Source organism: Naasia sp. SYSU D00057, from assembly GCF_017916505.1.
Lineage (GTDB): Bacteria > Actinomycetota > Actinomycetes > Actinomycetales > Microbacteriaceae > Naasia.
The window spans coordinates 36439-51020 of the sequence record NZ_JAFMSZ010000006.1 but is presented as its reverse complement, the minus strand read 5'-3'; the positions used below and the strand labels follow the sequence as shown (position 1 = coordinate 51020).

14 protein-coding genes are annotated in these 14582 nt (G+C 73.7%); 5 read left to right on the top strand and 9 right to left on the bottom strand.

The genetic code is table 11. From position 1 onward, the window contains the following. The 3 genes from J3P36_RS15310 to J3P36_RS15300 are packed head-to-tail and all read left to right on the top strand — an operon-like array spanning position 1 to position 3322. Positions 1 to 1632 carry a glycoside hydrolase family 13 protein gene (locus J3P36_RS15310; RefSeq protein ID WP_210509119.1) on the top strand — a complete coding sequence of 544 codons (1632 nt, stop codon included), beginning with the start codon at positions 1 to 3 and terminating at the stop codon, positions 1630 to 1632. A gap of 49 nt (positions 1633 to 1681) precedes the next feature. Next, a complete protein-coding gene (locus J3P36_RS15305) occupies positions 1682 to 2329 on the top strand; it encodes a MerR family transcriptional regulator (protein ID WP_210509118.1) in 648 nt (215 codons plus the stop codon). Positions 2330 to 2341: 12 nt separating this feature from the next. Further along, entirely contained in the window at positions 2342 to 3322 is a 981-nt protein-coding gene (locus tag J3P36_RS15300) for a hypothetical protein (protein WP_210509117.1), read from the top strand. 9 nt (positions 3323 to 3331) lie between these two features. Here the strand turns inward: J3P36_RS15300 and J3P36_RS15295 are convergent, their stop codons facing one another. Further along, the gene (locus tag J3P36_RS15295) at positions 3332 to 3889 is read right to left on the bottom strand and encodes a TetR/AcrR family transcriptional regulator (RefSeq protein WP_210509116.1); all 558 of its coding nucleotides are present in this window, start codon (positions 3887 to 3889) and stop codon (positions 3332 to 3334) included. Between the two features lie 137 nt (positions 3890 to 4026). On the opposite strand from J3P36_RS15295, the gene J3P36_RS15290 reads away from it, so the two are divergent. After that, the gene (locus tag J3P36_RS15290; RefSeq protein WP_210509115.1) at positions 4027 to 6552 is read left to right on the top strand and encodes an MMPL family transporter; all 2526 of its coding nucleotides are present in this window, start codon (positions 4027 to 4029) and stop codon (positions 6550 to 6552) included. Positions 6553 to 6626: 74 nt separating this feature from the next. Here J3P36_RS15290 and J3P36_RS15285 read toward each other — a convergent pair whose 3' ends face one another. Further along, positions 6627 to 7637, bottom strand: a complete 1011-nt coding sequence (locus J3P36_RS15285) for an aldo/keto reductase family protein (protein ID WP_210509114.1) — start codon at positions 7635 to 7637, stop codon at positions 6627 to 6629. 80 nt (positions 7638 to 7717) lie between these two features. Further along, entirely contained in the window at positions 7718 to 8935 is a 1218-nt protein-coding gene (locus tag J3P36_RS15280) for an MFS transporter (protein WP_210509113.1), read from the bottom strand. Between the two features lie 85 nt (positions 8936 to 9020). Here J3P36_RS15280 and J3P36_RS15275 point away from each other — a divergent pair, with 85 nt between their 5' ends. After that, a complete protein-coding gene (locus J3P36_RS15275) occupies positions 9021 to 10082 on the top strand; it encodes a LacI family DNA-binding transcriptional regulator (protein ID WP_210509112.1) in 1062 nt (353 codons plus the stop codon). A gap of 12 nt (positions 10083 to 10094) precedes the next feature. Here J3P36_RS15275 and J3P36_RS15270 read toward each other — a convergent pair whose 3' ends face one another. From J3P36_RS15270 to J3P36_RS15245, 6 genes are all read right to left on the bottom strand, one after another. Further along, positions 10095 to 11156 (bottom strand): Gfo/Idh/MocA family protein, encoded by a 1062-nt coding sequence (locus J3P36_RS15270; protein WP_210509111.1) that lies wholly within the window; start codon positions 11154 to 11156, stop codon positions 10095 to 10097. 84 nt (positions 11157 to 11240) lie between these two features. Continuing rightward, positions 11241 to 11906, bottom strand: coding sequence for an SDR family oxidoreductase (locus tag J3P36_RS15265; RefSeq protein WP_210509110.1), 666 nt, complete (start codon positions 11904 to 11906; stop codon positions 11241 to 11243). Then, positions 11903 to 12616 (bottom strand): HAD-IA family hydrolase, encoded by a 714-nt coding sequence (locus J3P36_RS15260; protein ID WP_307807130.1) that lies wholly within the window; start codon positions 12614 to 12616, stop codon positions 11903 to 11905. The genes J3P36_RS15265 and J3P36_RS15260 overlap by 4 nt, the downstream gene beginning before the upstream one ends. A 51-nt stretch (positions 12617 to 12667) precedes the next feature. After that, positions 12668 to 12967, bottom strand: coding sequence for a hypothetical protein (locus tag J3P36_RS15255; RefSeq protein ID WP_210509109.1), 300 nt, complete (start codon positions 12965 to 12967; stop codon positions 12668 to 12670). A gap of 157 nt (positions 12968 to 13124) precedes the next feature. Next, positions 13125 to 13829, bottom strand: a complete 705-nt coding sequence (locus tag J3P36_RS15250) for a YcnI family protein (RefSeq protein ID WP_210509108.1) — start codon at positions 13827 to 13829, stop codon at positions 13125 to 13127. Positions 13830 to 13902: 73 nt separating this feature from the next. After that, entirely contained in the window at positions 13903 to 14526 is a 624-nt protein-coding gene (locus J3P36_RS15245) for a hypothetical protein (RefSeq protein WP_210509107.1), read from the bottom strand. Positions 14527 to 14582 lie beyond the last annotated feature (56 nt).

Genomic DNA, 14582 nt, shown 5'->3' with positions numbered 1-14582 from the left:
GTGGACGCCGCCGACGCCTCCTGGTGGCGGCACGCCGTCGTCTACCAGGTGTACCCGCGCAGCTTCGCCGACGGGAACGGCGACGGCATCGGGGACCTCCCCGGCCTCCTGTCCCGAGTCGGCTACCTGCACGAGCTCGGCGTCGACGCGGTGTGGCTCAGCCCGTTCTACCCGTCCGCCCTGGCCGACGGCGGCTACGACGTCGACGACTACCGCGACGTCGACCCGCGCCTCGGCACGCTCGACGACTTCGACGCGCTCGTCCAGGCTCTGCACCACGCCGGCATGCGCGTCGTCGTCGACATCGTGCCGAACCACTCGTCGGACCGGCACGCCTGGTTCGTCGAGGCACTCGCCTCCCCACGCGGCTCCCGGGCCCGCGACCGGTACATCTTCCGGGACGGCCTCGGCGCGGGCGGATCGCTGCCGCCCGCCGACTGGACGAGCCTGTTCGGCGGTCCGGCATGGGAGCCGGTGGGCGACGGCCAGTGGTACTTCCACCTGTTCGCGCGCGAGCAGCCGGACTTCAACTGGGACAACCGGGAGGTCCGCGACGACTTCCTGACCACGCTGCGCTTCTGGTCGGACCGCGGAGTCGACGGGTTCCGGATCGACGTGGCCCACGGGCTCGCGAAGCACCTCGGCGACGAGCTCCCCGACCAGGCGACCCTCGACGAGCTGCCGCGGGAGGGCGGGCATCCGCTGTGGGACCGCGACGAGGTGCACGAGATCTACGCGGAGTGGCGCACCGTCTTCGACAGCTACGTGCCGCCCCGCACCGCCGTCGCGGAGGCCTGGGTGGAGCGCTCCCGCCGCCCGCGGTACGCGAGCCCGGAGGGGCTCGGCCAGGCGTTCAACTTCGACCTGCTGGAGGCCGACTTCGACGGGCAGGCGTTCCGCCGCATCGTCGAGGACAACCTCGAGCTGGCCGCGCTGTCCGGCTCCTCGAGCACCTGGGTGCTGTCGAACCACGACGTCGTGCGGCACGCCACGCGCTACGGACTGCCGGTGCCGGACGATCCGGAGGAGAAGCGGGGCGGCGCGTGGCTGCTCGCGGGCGGCCCCGAGACCGAGCTCGACCGCGAGCGCGGGGTGCGGCGGGCGCGGGCCGCGACGCTCTTCGTGCTCGGCCTGCCCGGCTCCACCTACCTCTACCAGGGCGAGGAGCTCGGCCTCCACGAGGTCGCCGACATCCCCGCCGACCGGCGGCAGGATCCGTCGTTCTTCCGCAGCGGCGGCGCGGAGATCGGCCGTGACGGCTGCCGGGTGCCGCTGCCGTGGGAGTCGACCGGCGCGTCCTTCGGCTTCGGCGGCGGCCCCTCCCACCTGCCGCAGCCCTCGTGGTTCGCACCGGTGTCGGTCGCGGCGCAGCGGCACGATCCCGCGTCGACCCTCTCCCTGTACCGGGCGGCGCTCCGGCTGCGTCGCGAGCTGCGCGCGGGCGAGGAGCTGGAGTGGACATCCGAGGCGGCGGGCGACGTCGTCTCCTTCCTTCGACCCGGCGGCTGGGAGGTCGTGACGAACTTCGGCGGGGCGTCGGCGCCCCTGCCGCCGGGCGAGGTGCTGGTCGCGAGCGCCCCGCTCGGGGACGGCGTCCTGCCGGGCGAGACGACGGTGTGGCTCCGCCGCTGAGCGTCTCTCTGCTCTTGATAGTCGCGCTATCGATAGTCATACTATCGACGTGCGCATCTCCGAGCTCAGCCGTCGCAGCCGCGTCCCCGTGCCGTCGATCAAGTACTACGTCCGCGAGGGCCTGCTGCCCGCAGGGACGGCGCTCGGGCCCACCTCGTCCGAGTACGGGGAGCAGCACGTCAAGCGGCTGCACCTCATCCGCGCGCTCATCGACATCGGGGGCCTGTCCATCGCGACAGCGAAAGACGTGCTCGGCGCCGTCGACTCCCCCGACCTCTCCCTGGCGCATGTCTTCGAGCGCGCGCAGCTCGCCGTGTCCCGGACCGCGGTCTACTCCGCCGAGGGCTCGGACGAGTCCCGGCGGCGCCTCGACGAGCTCGTCGAGGCGCAGGGCTGGCACGTCGGACCCGGCAACCCCGGCCGGGTCGCCGCGAGCAACATCCTCGACGCGTTCGACGCCCTCGGCCTCGACGGCCTGCGCTCCCTGCTGACGCCGTACGCGCAGGCCGCCGCAGCCATTGCGGAAGTGGACCTCCGTGCGGTGGCAGCGCAGCCCGACATCGAGGCGATGACCGAGACCGTCGTCGCCGGCACAGTGCTCGGCGACGCCCTGCTCGCCGCCCTCCGGCGCATGGCGCAGGAGCACATGACGTCGGTGCTGTTCCCCTCCCCCACTTCCTCCCCCCCTGCAGCCTGACAGGAGCACCCCATGACCGCACTCGCCTCCCCTCGCTCCCCTCGCGCCTTGCCCGCTCGGATCGAGTGGCACCGCCCGCTGCTCGCCGTCGCGGCGGCGATGGCGCTGCTCGCCCTCGTCGCGCTCGCCGGGCGATTCCTCAGCACCACGGAGGTCACCGGGCTCAACCAGTGGGACAAGCCCCTGAAGTTCGCCATCTCCTCCGCGATCTACACGGTGACCTGGTCGTGGCTGATCGCACAGGTCGGCCGCGGCCGCCGAGTGGCGCGCATCGCCGGCACGGTGATCGCGGTCGCGATCCTCCTCGAGGTCGCCATTATCGCGGCCGTCGCCGCGGCAGGCACGACGAGCCACTTCAACGTCTCCACCCCGCTCAGCACCACGCTCTGGGCGATCATGGCCGGCTCCATCGCGGTGCTCTGGATCGCCAACCTCGTGGTCGCGGCGCTCCTGTTCCGCAACCCGCTCGGCGACCGCGCGCGCACCTGGGCGATCCGGCTCGGCGCGGCGATCTCCGTCGTCGGGCTGGGCCTCGGCTACCTGATGACGAGCCCGACCGCCCAGCAGCTCGCCGACTTCAAGGGCATCGCGGGCGCCCACACGGTGGGCCTGCCGGACGGCGGGCCGGGACTGCCGATCCTCGGCTGGAGCACGGTGGCCGGCGACCTGCGCATCCCGCACTTCGTCGGGATGCACGCCCTGCAGGCGCTGCCGCTCGCGCTCCTCGTGCTCGAGCTGCTGTCTCGGCGGGTGACCGCGTTCCGGGACGTGCGCGTGCGGGTTCGACTGGTCGCGGTCGGCGCCGGCGCCTACGCGGCGGTCGTCGCGCTCGTCACCTGGCAGGCGCTGCGCGGCCAGTCGATCGTGCAGCCCGACCTGCTCACGCTGTGGGCCGCCGCGGGGATCGCGGTGGCCGCCCTCGCGGCCGTCACGGCGATCCTCGCCGCCGCCCGGATGCACCCGGTCGCCGAGCCCGCGGCCGCGCTCGCCTGACGGAGGGAGTCAGCGCGCGGGGCCGCTCGGCCCCAGCAGCATCCGCCAGAGCCAGGCGGTCGCGGTCTCCACGGGAGGGCGCGGGTCGCGGTCGACCCAGGCGCGGATGACGCCCAGGGCGGAGCCGGTGATCCCCGCCGCGACCACGTCGATCGGCACGTCGTCGAAGCCCGGCACGCCGGACCCGGCGACCGCGTCCCGCACCACCGTCTCGATGGTCCCGCGGACCCGCGCCATGACCACGGCGGACCCCTGCTCGCCGAGCGCCCTCCGGTAGAGGTCGGCGTTCGCGTCGACATGCGCCAGGTAGGCGACGAGGGCCGCGGGTGGTCCGTCAGGCAGCTCCTCGAGCACGGGCAGCTCGGCCGCGGCCTCCTCGGCCGCCGCGTCGAGGGCGTCGGCGAGCAGCGTCTCCTTGTCGGAGTAGTGCTGGTAGAAGCTGCTGCGGTTGACCCCGGCCCGCTCGGCGATGTCGCCGACGGTGATCGTCTCGAGCGGAGACTCGCGCGCCAGCTCGAGCAGCGCCTGCTGAAGGCTGCTCCGCGTGCGTGCGATGCGGGGGTCCATAGAGGGATCATGCCAGCCCGGGAGCCCATCCTGACAAGAAGCCCAACATCTGTCGGTTTTCCTACAGCTGTTGAGTACGCTGAGCGGAGGCTCGACGAGGCGCCGACTTGCTCCCCGATCGAAGGACGCTCCTCCCGATGGCCCAACTCCTGTACCGGCTCGGCCGGTTCTCCGCCCGCCGCGCCTGGCTGGTGATCCTCGCCTGGCTGCTCGCGCTCGGCGTCGCCGGCGGCGCCTTCCTCGTCGCGGGCGGCAGCCTCGCCTCGAGCTTCAGCATCCCGGGCACCGAGACCGAGCAGGTCACCGATCAGCTCGGGGAGGAGATCTCGGGCGTCGACGGCGCGACGGGCACGGTGGTCTTCCGCTCGGCAGACGGGTCCGCCCTGAGCGAGGAGCATCGCTCGGAGATCAGCACCCTCCTCGCCGGCCTCACCGACGTCGACGGCGTCCAGGACGTGGTCGACCCCTTCGCGACCGAGACCCAGCGCGCCGACCAGCAGCGGCAGGTCGAGGACGGCGCCGCGCAGCTCGAGGCCGGGCGGGCGCAGCTCGACGCGGGCCGCCAGCAGCTCGACGCCGGGCGCGCCCAGCTCGACGCCGCCCAGCAGCAGCTCGACGCGGCGGCCGCGCAGGCCGAGGCCGCCGGGGTCCCCTCCGCCACGCTCGAGGCCCAGCAGGCGCAGCTCGACGCGCAGCGGGCGACCCTCGACGAGCAGCAGACGCAGCTCGACGCCGGCGTCGCCGAGCTCGAGGCGCAGAGCGTCCAGCTCGACGCGGCGGAGCGCCTGCTCGCGGACGCCGCGGGGATCCGCACGGTCTCGTCGGACGGCAGCACCGCGACCGGCGTCGTCGTCTTCGACACGGACACGTTCAGCCTCTCCGCCGAGGTGAAGTCCGCGGTCGCCGAGGAGCTCGACGGGGCCGGCATCGAGGGTGTCGACGTCGACTACTCGTCCACCATCGCAGCGAGCGTCGAGGGCATCCTCGGCGTCGGCGAGATCATCGGCGTCGTGCTCGCGGCCCTCGTGCTGCTCGTGATGCTGCGCGCGGTGCTGCCCGCGCTCCTGCCGCTCGTCTCCTCGATCATCGGCGTCGGCGTCGGCGTGGCCGGCTCGCTGGCGTTCTCCGGCGTCGTCGACATGTCGTCGGTCACCCCGGTGCTCGGCGTGATGCTCGGCCTCGCGGTCGGCATCGACTACTCGCTCTTCATCCTCAACCGGCACCGGCGGCAGCTGCTGCAGGGCATGGATGTGCACGAGTCGATCGGGCTCGCGAACGGCACCTCCGGCGGCGCGGTCGTCTTCGCCGGCTCGACCGTGCTCATCGCCCTCCTCGCGCTCACTGTCACCGGCATCCCGTTCCTCGGCGTCATGGGCATCGTGGGCGCCGCCTGCGTCCTCATCGCGGTGCTCGTCGCCATCACGATGACGCCGGCGCTGCTCGGGCTCGTCGGGATGCGCGCGCTGAACAAGCGGGCGCGCGCCCGCCTCGGCCACGGCGCACACGCGTCGACGGCGATCCACCCGATGGGCACCGGCCGCGCCGTCCTCACCGTCGTCCTCGCCGTCGCCGCCCTGCTCGCGGTGGCGATCCCAGCCCTCTCGATGCGGCTCGGGCTGCCCGACGGCTCATCGGAGGCGCAGGACTCCACTCAGTACCGCGCCTACAACGTAATCGCCGAGGAGTTCGGGCCGGGCCAGAACGGGCCGCTGATCGTCGTCGCGAACCTGCCCGAGGCGGTCGCCGAGGACGAGGTGGCTCCCACCCAGGCGGACCTCGCGGACCGCCTGATGGAGCAGGACGACGTCGTCGCCGTGGCGCCCGCCGGCGTCTCCGACGACCGGGACTTCTTCGCCTTCCAGGTGGTGCCCGCCGAGGGACCCTCGAGCGTCTCGACGGAGCAGCTGGTGCACGCGCTGCGCGACCTGTCGCCGCTCGACGGCGGCATCGAGCTCGGCGTCGCAGGATCCGCCACCGGCAACATCGACGTGTCCGAGAAGCTCGCCGCGGCGCTCCCCGTGTACCTCGCGGTCGTCGTCGGCCTGTCGCTGATCATCCTCATCGTCGTCTTCCGGTCGCTGCTCGTGCCCCTGGTGGCGACGGGCGGCTTCGTGCTGACGCTGTTCGCCGCGTTCGGCGGGATGACCGCCGTCTATCAGGACGGTTTCCTGGCCGACGTGTTCGGCGTCCACGACCCGGGCCCGGTGCTGAGCTTCGCCCCGATCATCGTGATGGGCGTCCTCTTCGGCCTCGCGATGGACTACCAGCTGTTCCTCGTCTCCGGCATGCGGGAGGCGTACGTGCACGGCGTCCCGGCCCGGCAGGCGGTCGTCGCCGGCCTCCGCAACGGCCGAGCGGTCGTCACGGCGGCGGCGATCATCATGATCGCGGTGTTCGGCGGGTTCGTCTTCTCGCACATGGCGATGATCCGCCCGCTCGGCTTCGGCCTCGCGTTCGGCGTGCTCATCGACGCCTTCGTCGTGCGGATGCTGCTGATCCCGGCCGTCATGCACCTGCTCGGCGACGCCGCCTGGTGGCTGCCGAAGTGGCTCGACCGCATCGTGCCGAACGTCGACGTGGAGGGCGCCGAGCTCGAGCGCACCCACCCGGTGCACCCTGCGGCGGCCGAGCAGCGCGACCCGGAGCTCGCCGCCGCCCGCTGAGCACCTCCCGCAACCGGACGACCATCTCGCAACGGCACGCGGTTGCGAAATGGTCGTTCAGTTGCAAGCGGCCCTTACACCTCGCGCTGGGCGGGCGACGACTTCGCCGTGAGGGACGCGTCGCGCTCCGCGAGAGCGCCGACCGCGTCCTCGATGCGGCGCATCGCCTCGTCGTCGAGCTCCACGTCGACGGCGGCCGCGTTCTCGCCCACCTGCTCGGGGCGGGACGCGCCGATTATCGCGGAGGCGACGTTGTCGTTCTTCAGCACCCAGGCGAGCGCGAGGTTGCCCATGCTGATGCCGAGGTCGTCGGCGATGGGGCGGAGGCGCTGGACGCCTTCGAGGATGTCGTCCTTCATCCAGCGGGCGATCATGTTCGCGCCGCCCTTCTCGTCGGTCGCGCGACTGCCCTCCGGCGGCTCGGCGCCGGGCTGGTACTTGCCGGTGAGCACGCCCTGCGCGAGCGGCGACCAGACGATCTGCGAGATGCCGAGCTCCCTGGAGGTGGGCACGACCTGCTCGTCGATCACCCGCCAGAGCAGCGAGTACTGCGGCTGGTTCGAGATGAGCTGCACGCCGAGCTGGGTGGCGAGCTCGTGGCCCGCGCGGATCTGCTCCGCCGTCCACTCGCTGACGCCGATGTAGAGCACCTTGCCCTGACGGACGATGTCGGCGAAGGCCTGCATCGTCTCCTCGAGCGGCGTCTCCACGTCGTAGCGGTGGGCCTGGTAGAGGTCGACGTAGTCGGTCTGCAGCCGCCGCAGCGAGCCGTTGATCGACTCGAGGATGTGCTTGCGCGACAGCCCGACGTCGTTGTGCCCCTTCGGTCCGGTCGGACCGAAGACCTTGGTGGCGATCTCGAGCGACTCGCGGCGCTGCCCCTTGAGGGCGTCGCCGAGCACCTCCTCCGCGACCGTGTTGGCGTAGACGTCGGCGGTGTCGAAGGTGCTGATGCCGGCGTCGAGCGCGGCGTGCACGCACTGCACTGCGGTGTCGTTCTCCACCTGCGAGCCGTGGGTGAGCCAGTTGCCGTAGGTGATGGCCGAGACCTTCACCCCGCTGTTCCCGAGGTACCGATACTGCATGCGGCGTCCGTCCTTCCGTTCGCGTCGTCCGCTCCATGCTCGCCGCCGGCAGCCGAGGATGCGCGGGGTTGCGTCCGGCGCTACTCGGTGGGCGCAGCCTTCGGCTCGCGCACCGCGGCGGCGACCAGGCCGCCGACCGTGACGAGCACCAGCACGACGAGCAGGGCGGGCAGGATGCCGAAGTGCTCGCCGAGGAAGCCGATCGAGGGCGGGCCGACGAGGAAGGCGAAGTAGCCGATGGTGGCGACGGCGCCCACGCGGGCCGCCGCCTTCGCGGGGTCGTCGGCCGCGGCGGACATCCCGACCGGGAAGCCGAGCGCCGAGCCGAAGCCCCAGGCGACGGCGCCCACAGCGGCGAGGAGCGGGGTCGGGGCGAATATCACGGCGAGCAGGCCGACCGCCGCGAGGGCGAACGAGACCCGCAGCACGGGCACCCGACCCCACTTGTCGAGGGCGCGGACGCCGAGGAGCCGCGCGACAGTCATCGCGGTGAGGAAGACGCCGAAGACGATCGCGCCGTTCTCGCGTGAGACGTCGTGGCCGTCGACCATGGCGAGCGCCAGCCAGTCGTTCGCGCTGCCCTCGCTGAAGGCGGCGGCGAGCACGACGAGGCCGATGAGCAGCGTGGCGAGGTCGAGCCGCATGCCGCGGCGGCGTGGCCCCTCCTCGGCGGGCTCGCCGACGCCGCCGAAGTGCTCGGCCTGCATCGGCCGCACCGCGAGGAACACGCCGATCGCGACCAGGACCGCGATGACGCCGAAGTGCACGGCCACCGGGATGTCGAGGACCTCGGCGAGGGCGCCGAGCGCTGCGCCCACCATGGTGCCGAAGCTGAAGAAGGCGTGGAAGATGGGCATGATCGCCCGGCCGAGGGCGCGCTCGTTCGCGGCGCCCGTCACGTTCATCGCGACGTCGCAGATGCCGCTGCCCGCGCCGACGAGCGTGAGCCCGGCGAAGACGACCCAGAAGGCGCCGGCGGTCGCGCCGATGCCCGCGATGGTGACGCCCACGCTGGCGGCGGTGAGCGTGACGACCATCGTGCGCCGGGCGCCGAACCGCGCAACGATGCGGCCGGACGCGAGCAGCCCGAGCACGGAGCCCACCGCCATGCCGCTCAGGATGACGCCCATCTGGTCGGTGCTGGCCCCGAGCGAGTCGCGGACGGCCGGCACGCGCGAGGCCCAGCTCGCGAAGGCGATGCCGGGCAGCGCGAACATGAAGAACACGGCGTTGCGCCAGGCCACGATCTGGCGGCGCGTCAGCGGTACGGGCGGAGCCGGAGGCGTTGAGACGGTCATGGGAGCCCTTGCGACGGAGAGCCGGCACTGCCGGCGGACACTTCGAATCGATTCGATCGAACCGATTCGACTACGCTAGGCCCTCATGTCCGACCTGGCAATCCCGCCACGCCCCACTCTCGCCGCCGTGGCGGAGCTCGCCGGCGTGTCGGCGTCCACGGCCTCGCTCGCGTTCAGCGGGTCGGGACCGGTGTCGGCGGCCACACGGGAGCGGGTGCTCGCCGCGGCCGAGCAGCTCGGCTACGGCGGACCCGATCCGCGGGCCGCGGCACTCCGGCGCGGCCGCAGCGGCGTCGTGGGCGTGGTGATGGAGGACCGTCTGGCCGACGCGTTCCGCGATCCGATCAACGTCGCGATGCTCGACGGCGTCGCCGACGAGGCGGGCGCCGCGGGCGCCGGCCTGTTGCTGCTCACCGAGTCGGGCGGCGAGGTCGGCCAGCTGACCTCGGCGCCGATGGACGCCGCCATCCTCGTCGGCTGCAGCACGCGGCTCGACGAGTCGGTCGACCGCCTCCGCCGCCGCGGGCTCCCCGTCGTCGCGATCGAGGCCGACGACCGGGAGGGCGTGCTCACCATCGGCCTCGACAACCGCGAGGCGAGCGCCGCGGGCGCAGAGCACCTCCGCTCCCTCGGGCACACGTCGGTCGCGGTCGTCGCGCTGCCCCTCGACGGCACGGGAGGCGGCACTCCGCTGCCCGCCGACTGGGAGAGCCGCGCGACCGTGCACACCACGATCGAGCGGCTCCGCGGCCTGCGCGACGTCTACCCGGACTTCCCGGGCGTGGTCGCGACGGGCAGCACCATCGAGGCGGGCATGGACGCCGGTCGCGAGCTGCTCGCCCTCACGCCGCGGCCCACCGCGATCGTCGCGCAGAGCGACCTGCTCGCCGTCGGAGTGCTGCGCGCCGCCGAGGAGGCGGGCCTGCGGATCCCCCACGATCTCAGCGTGATCGGCTTCGACGGCATCCGGCCGGAGCTGGTGCGCCCCTGGGACCTGACGACCCTCGTCCAGCCCGCGCAGGAGAAGGGACGCGCGGCGGGCGCGGCGGTCGTCCGCCTGCTGGCCGGCGAGACGCCGGAGCCCGCCTGCTTCCGGTGCGCGCTGCACGTCGGCGCGACGACCGGCCCCGCCCCCTCAGTTCGCTAGGCGGAGCGCCGGTCAGCCGAGCCGGACCGGCTGGCAGGTGGAGGAGGACTCGATCGCGCCGAGCGCGAGGGCGAGCGTCGGAAGGTTCGCCTCGCCGCTCGTCAGCGGGGCGCGGCCCTCCCGCACCGCCGACCAGAACTCCTCCATCGAGCCGGCGCGGTCGATGCGCGAGAGCTTCGGCAGGGGAAGCGATCGCGGCTCGCCGCCGCCGAACGGCTGCACCGTCACCGAATCGGCGGAGTCCGTCCAGTCCTGGCGGCTCGTCCAGCGGATCACGCCGCGCTCGCACTCCATCACCCACTCCCCCGCCCAGGCGGTCTCAGGAGCGGTGCTCACCCAGCTGCCGCGGTAGTCGACGACAGTGCCGCCGTCGAAGTCGATGGTCGCGACGGCGCTGGCGGGTCCGACGAAGTGGCTCCAGCGGGGGTCGCGGGCGACCGTGTACACGCGGGTCGGCTCCTGGCCGAGCACGAAGCGCATCAGGTCGAAGTGGTGGATCGACATGTCGAGCAGCAGCGCATCGGGCAGGAAGTAGTGGCGGTGGTGCCGCGGGTCCGCGGTGTTGTCGTTGCGGCGGAAGCTCAGCGACACCGCTCCGAGCGCCCCGAGCTCGCGGCGCGCGATCAGGCCCGCGACCACCTGGGGCGCGGGGAAGAACCGGTAGTTCTGGCTCACCATGAGGACACGGCCGGCACGCCGGGCGGCGTCGACCATCGCGCGAGCGTCGGCGAGATCGGGCGCGAACGGCTTCTCGACGAGCACGTGCCGGCCCGCCTCGAGCGCCTCGATGGCGACCGGCGCGTGGCCCGGCAGCGCCGTCGTCACGAGCACCGCCTCGGCGTCGGTCGCGGCCAGCGCCTCGGCGAGAGTCGGGAAGCAGGCCGCGGCGTCGACCGGGAGCTCCTTCCGCAGCGCGGCGAGCATCTCGGGGACGACGTCGACGTAGCCGACCGTGCGGCACACCTCGGGCTGCCGCAGCATCTCGTCCGCCCAGGATCGGCCCCAGCCGCCGAGCCCCACCTGCACGACCTTCAGCGGCGGCGCGCCGGGAGGCTCTCGCCGGGTGCGGCTCATGGGGCTCCCTTCGTCGGCGGTCCCAGAATCCAGCCGGGCCGGAGCTTCGATCATTTCCCGCGCCGCGGGACCGCCGCCACCCCCTCAGCGAGTGCTTGCGCCCGAGGCCAGACGGTGCGCGGCCTCGTCGACGGGCGTACCGCCCCCGGTCAGCTCGACGATGGTGCGCGTCAGACCGGGCTCGCGGAGGGTCGCGTGCAGGAACGCCGCGACGTCGTCACGCGGCACATCGCCGTACTCGATCGCGAGGCTGGCCTCGACCCGTCCGGTGCCGGGCTCGTCGGTCAGCGTGCCGGGGCGCACGATCACCCAGTCGAGGTCGGTCCGGGTGAGGTACACGTCCGCGGACTTCTTCACGCGCATGTAGTGCTCGAAGCCCTCGGAAGGCTCGCGCCCGCGCCCCGCGTCGGGGAACACGGACACGAGGAGGAACCGCCTGACGCCGGCGAGCCGCGCCGCCTCGGCCGCCTTCTCGAGCCCCTTGCCGTCGATCGCGGTCGTCTTGTCGGCGCCCGTGCCGTGCGCGCCCGCGGAGAACACGACCGCGTCGGAACCGCGGATCGCCTCGGCGAGCTCCTCGACCGTCGCGCTGATGAGGTCGAGCAGGACCGGCGTCGCGCCCGCCTCCTCGAGCACCGCGGCCTGGGCGGGATCGCGGTGCGCGCCGATCACCTGAGCGCCGTCCGCCGCGAGCAGGCGGGCGAGCCGCCGCCCCACTCCCCCGGCCGCGCCGATCTGGAAGACCCTCATCGTCCCTCTCCGTCCTTCTCGCCCGGCTCGTCCGGCTCTTCCTGCTCGGCCGGCTGCAGCGTGACGCGCAGCGTGCCGTCCTCCCTGGTCTCGACGGTCGCACCGTCGTAGCCGCGGATCCGCGGAAGGCCGACCGTCGCGTCGCTGCGGTGCTTCCCGACGACGATGACGCGCATGCCGGCCGCGAGCCCCGCCTGGATGCCCGCCTCGGCGTCCTCGAACACGACCGCGTCCGCGGGGTCGACGCCGAGCAGCTCCGCGGCGAGGAGGTACACGTCGGGCGCGGGCTTGCCGCGCAAGGCGTCCTCCGCGGTGACGACGAGCTGCGGCAGGCGGATGCCGGCGCCCTTCATGCGCGCCACCGCCAGCGGGAGGGTGGCGGAGGTGACGAGCGCGTGCGCGGACAGCGGCATCGCGTCGAGGAAGGCGACGGCGCCGGGCAGCGCCCGCGTGCGCCGGGCCTCGCGGATCTCGTACTCGGCGAGCTCCGCCGCGACCGCCTCGAGATCCGTGCCGGGCGGCGCCCACCGGCGCAGGGTGTCCTCGGCCCGCACGCCGTGGATCACCTTCAGCAGGGCGTCGAAGTCGAGGCCGAGCCGCTCCGAGATGTCGCGCCACGCGGCCTCGACCACCTCGTGGGAGTCGACGAGCGTCCCGTCCATGTCGAACAGCAGCGCGCGGGCGGAGAACGAGTAGGGCTCGGGAGGCACCCCTTCATCTTGTCCCGGATCGGGCCGGGGCGTGCGCCGCCGGGGGCGGGGTCAGGAGTCGAGGAGCTCGATCGAGGTGATCGTGGTGGTCGCCCGCACGGTGGCGCGCACGTCCGGCTCGTCGAGGTCGAGCAGGAAGTGCCCGGGCCGGCCGACGGTCGCCTCGCGGATGCCGACGAGCACCACCGGCGAGCCGTCCCGGCGCATCGACTCGGAGGGCGGAGGGTCCTCGTCGGTGGCCGACGGGGGCGCCGTGCCCTGCAGCCGGAGCAGGGTGCTGGCGTCGAGATCGACGATGTACTGGCTGCCGGATTCCGTGGAGACGCGGTAGCGGCCCGTGGTCGAATCCATGAGCGTCTTCATCCACATGGCCCGAGATTAGAACCGCGGGAGTCCCGACGCGAGGAGGCGCGGTGGACGAGTTCGGCGCATCGGGGCTCGCCCCGGGCCCGGAACGCCGGAAGGCCCCGCCGAGGCGAGGCCTTCCGGGCTGTCCGAGCCGGGCGCGTCAGGCGGTCCGGCGCGACCGGACGAGCGCGAACGCGGCAGCCACGAGGGCGAGCGCCCCGAGCACGAGGCCCGTGATGCCGAGCCCGCGCGCGAGGCCGTCGTCGCCGCCGGCGCCCCCGGAGACCGTCGCCCCGCTGTCCGCCGCGGTCTCGGCACCGCCGTGGGAGTGCTCCGCCGGCGCATCGTTCACGTAGAGGACGGGGGCGGGCAGCTCGGCGTCCTCGGCCCCGCTCCAGTCGACGACCTCGCCGCTCGCGTAGGTCTGCCGCGCGGGGAGCACGACGCTGCCGACGTCGGGCACCGGCCCCACGCTGATGCCGAACGTCTGGTACTGGCCGGGCGCGATCTCGACGCCCGGGTCCGCCTGCCAGACGATGCCGGTCACCGCCTCCGTCAGCTCGGTGCCGCTCACCTCGACGGGTTCGGGCAGCTCGCCGGTGGTGACGGTCGTGGTCCAGCCCGGCACCGGCTGGTAGGAGACGGATGCGAACGGCGTGTCGGTGGGCAGGGTCACCTCGAGACGGACGGTGCCGGAGTCGTCGCGCTCGTTGGGCACCCGGAAGGTGAGCTGGCTGTAGCCGCCGGGCTCCGCCTCGGCCGGGTTGACGCTCACGTGCGCGCTCGCGGAGAGCGGCGCCGAGAGAGCGAGGAGAAGGGCGGCGCCGGCGCCCAGGCCGACGCGGGTGGGCAGGGGGAGATGCATGGGGAATCCTTCGGTCGAGGCGCGCGGGTGCGCGCCGTGCCGCGATGCGGCGGGGAATCGAGCGAGCGTCGGCCTAGAGGGGCCGGACCGGAAGGATCGGCGGACCGCGGTGCCGGAGTGCGAGCATGCCGGCGAGCCGGTCGTGCAGCGGCGGCACCTCGGCTGCCGGGACGGGCGAGGAGAGCAGGACGACCGGTGCCGGCGCGCGGAGCACGGCCACGAGGCGGCGGATGGCGAGGCGGCCGACCCGCTCCGCCGCGCCGAGGGCGCGGGCGCCGAGCAGCAGCGCGGCGGTGGTCACGAGCGCGGCGAGCGCGTGCGCCTGCCACATCGGCGGCACGACACCGTCGACCACGGGAAGGGCGAGGGCGCTGCCGTGGAGGTGGCCGCCGTGGACGTGGCCGCCGGGACCGGCGCCGGGCGCGGAGGAGGGCGACAGGGTGAACAGGACGTGGAGGAGCACCTGGCTGACCGCGACGATCGCGGCGATCCGCGGCGCGGTGAGCCGCCGTCCCGCGAGCACGATGGCCACGGGCGCGGCGAACACGAGGGTCAGCGCGACCGCGACGGGCGCCGGCGCGGCTCCGCCGCCCGAGACGTGGAAGAACGCCGCGACGTGCACGGCGAGCCCGACGGCGAGCACCCCGCGCAGCGTGCGCGCGGCACGACTCGCGGATGCTGCGGGCGAGCGCGTCACGGTGTCCTTCCGGCCGGGGGGGTTCGGGGTCCGACTCTACCGAGCGACCTGCTGAT

Bases quoted from the DNA above. Each gene is read 5' to 3' on its own strand.
- J3P36_RS15300 (WP_210509117.1), top strand. From the start codon at position 2,342: ATGACCGCACTCGCCTCCCCTCGCTCCCCTCGCGCCTTGCCCGCTCGG.
- J3P36_RS15295 (WP_210509116.1), bottom strand. From the start codon at position 3,889: ATGGACCCCCGCATCGCACGCACGCGGAGCAGCCTTCAGCAGGCGCTG.
- J3P36_RS15290 (WP_210509115.1), top strand. From the start codon at position 4,027: ATGGCCCAACTCCTGTACCGGCTCGGCCGGTTCTCCGCCCGCCGCGCC.
- J3P36_RS15285 (WP_210509114.1), bottom strand. From the start codon at position 7,637: ATGCAGTATCGGTACCTCGGGAACAGCGGGGTGAAGGTCTCGGCCATC.
- J3P36_RS15280 (WP_210509113.1), bottom strand. From the start codon at position 8,935: ATGACCGTCTCAACGCCTCCGGCTCCGCCCGTACCGCTGACGCGCCGC.
- J3P36_RS15275 (WP_210509112.1), top strand. From the start codon at position 9,021: ATGTCCGACCTGGCAATCCCGCCACGCCCCACTCTCGCCGCCGTGGCG.
- J3P36_RS15270 (WP_210509111.1), bottom strand. From the start codon at position 11,156: ATGAGCCGCACCCGGCGAGAGCCTCCCGGCGCGCCGCCGCTGAAGGTC.
- J3P36_RS15265 (WP_210509110.1), bottom strand. From the start codon at position 11,906: ATGAGGGTCTTCCAGATCGGCGCGGCCGGGGGAGTGGGGCGGCGGCTC.
- J3P36_RS15255 (WP_210509109.1), bottom strand. From the start codon at position 12,967: ATGGATTCGACCACGGGCCGCTACCGCGTCTCCACGGAATCCGGCAGC.
- J3P36_RS15250 (WP_210509108.1), bottom strand. From the start codon at position 13,829: ATGCATCTCCCCCTGCCCACCCGCGTCGGCCTGGGCGCCGGCGCCGCC.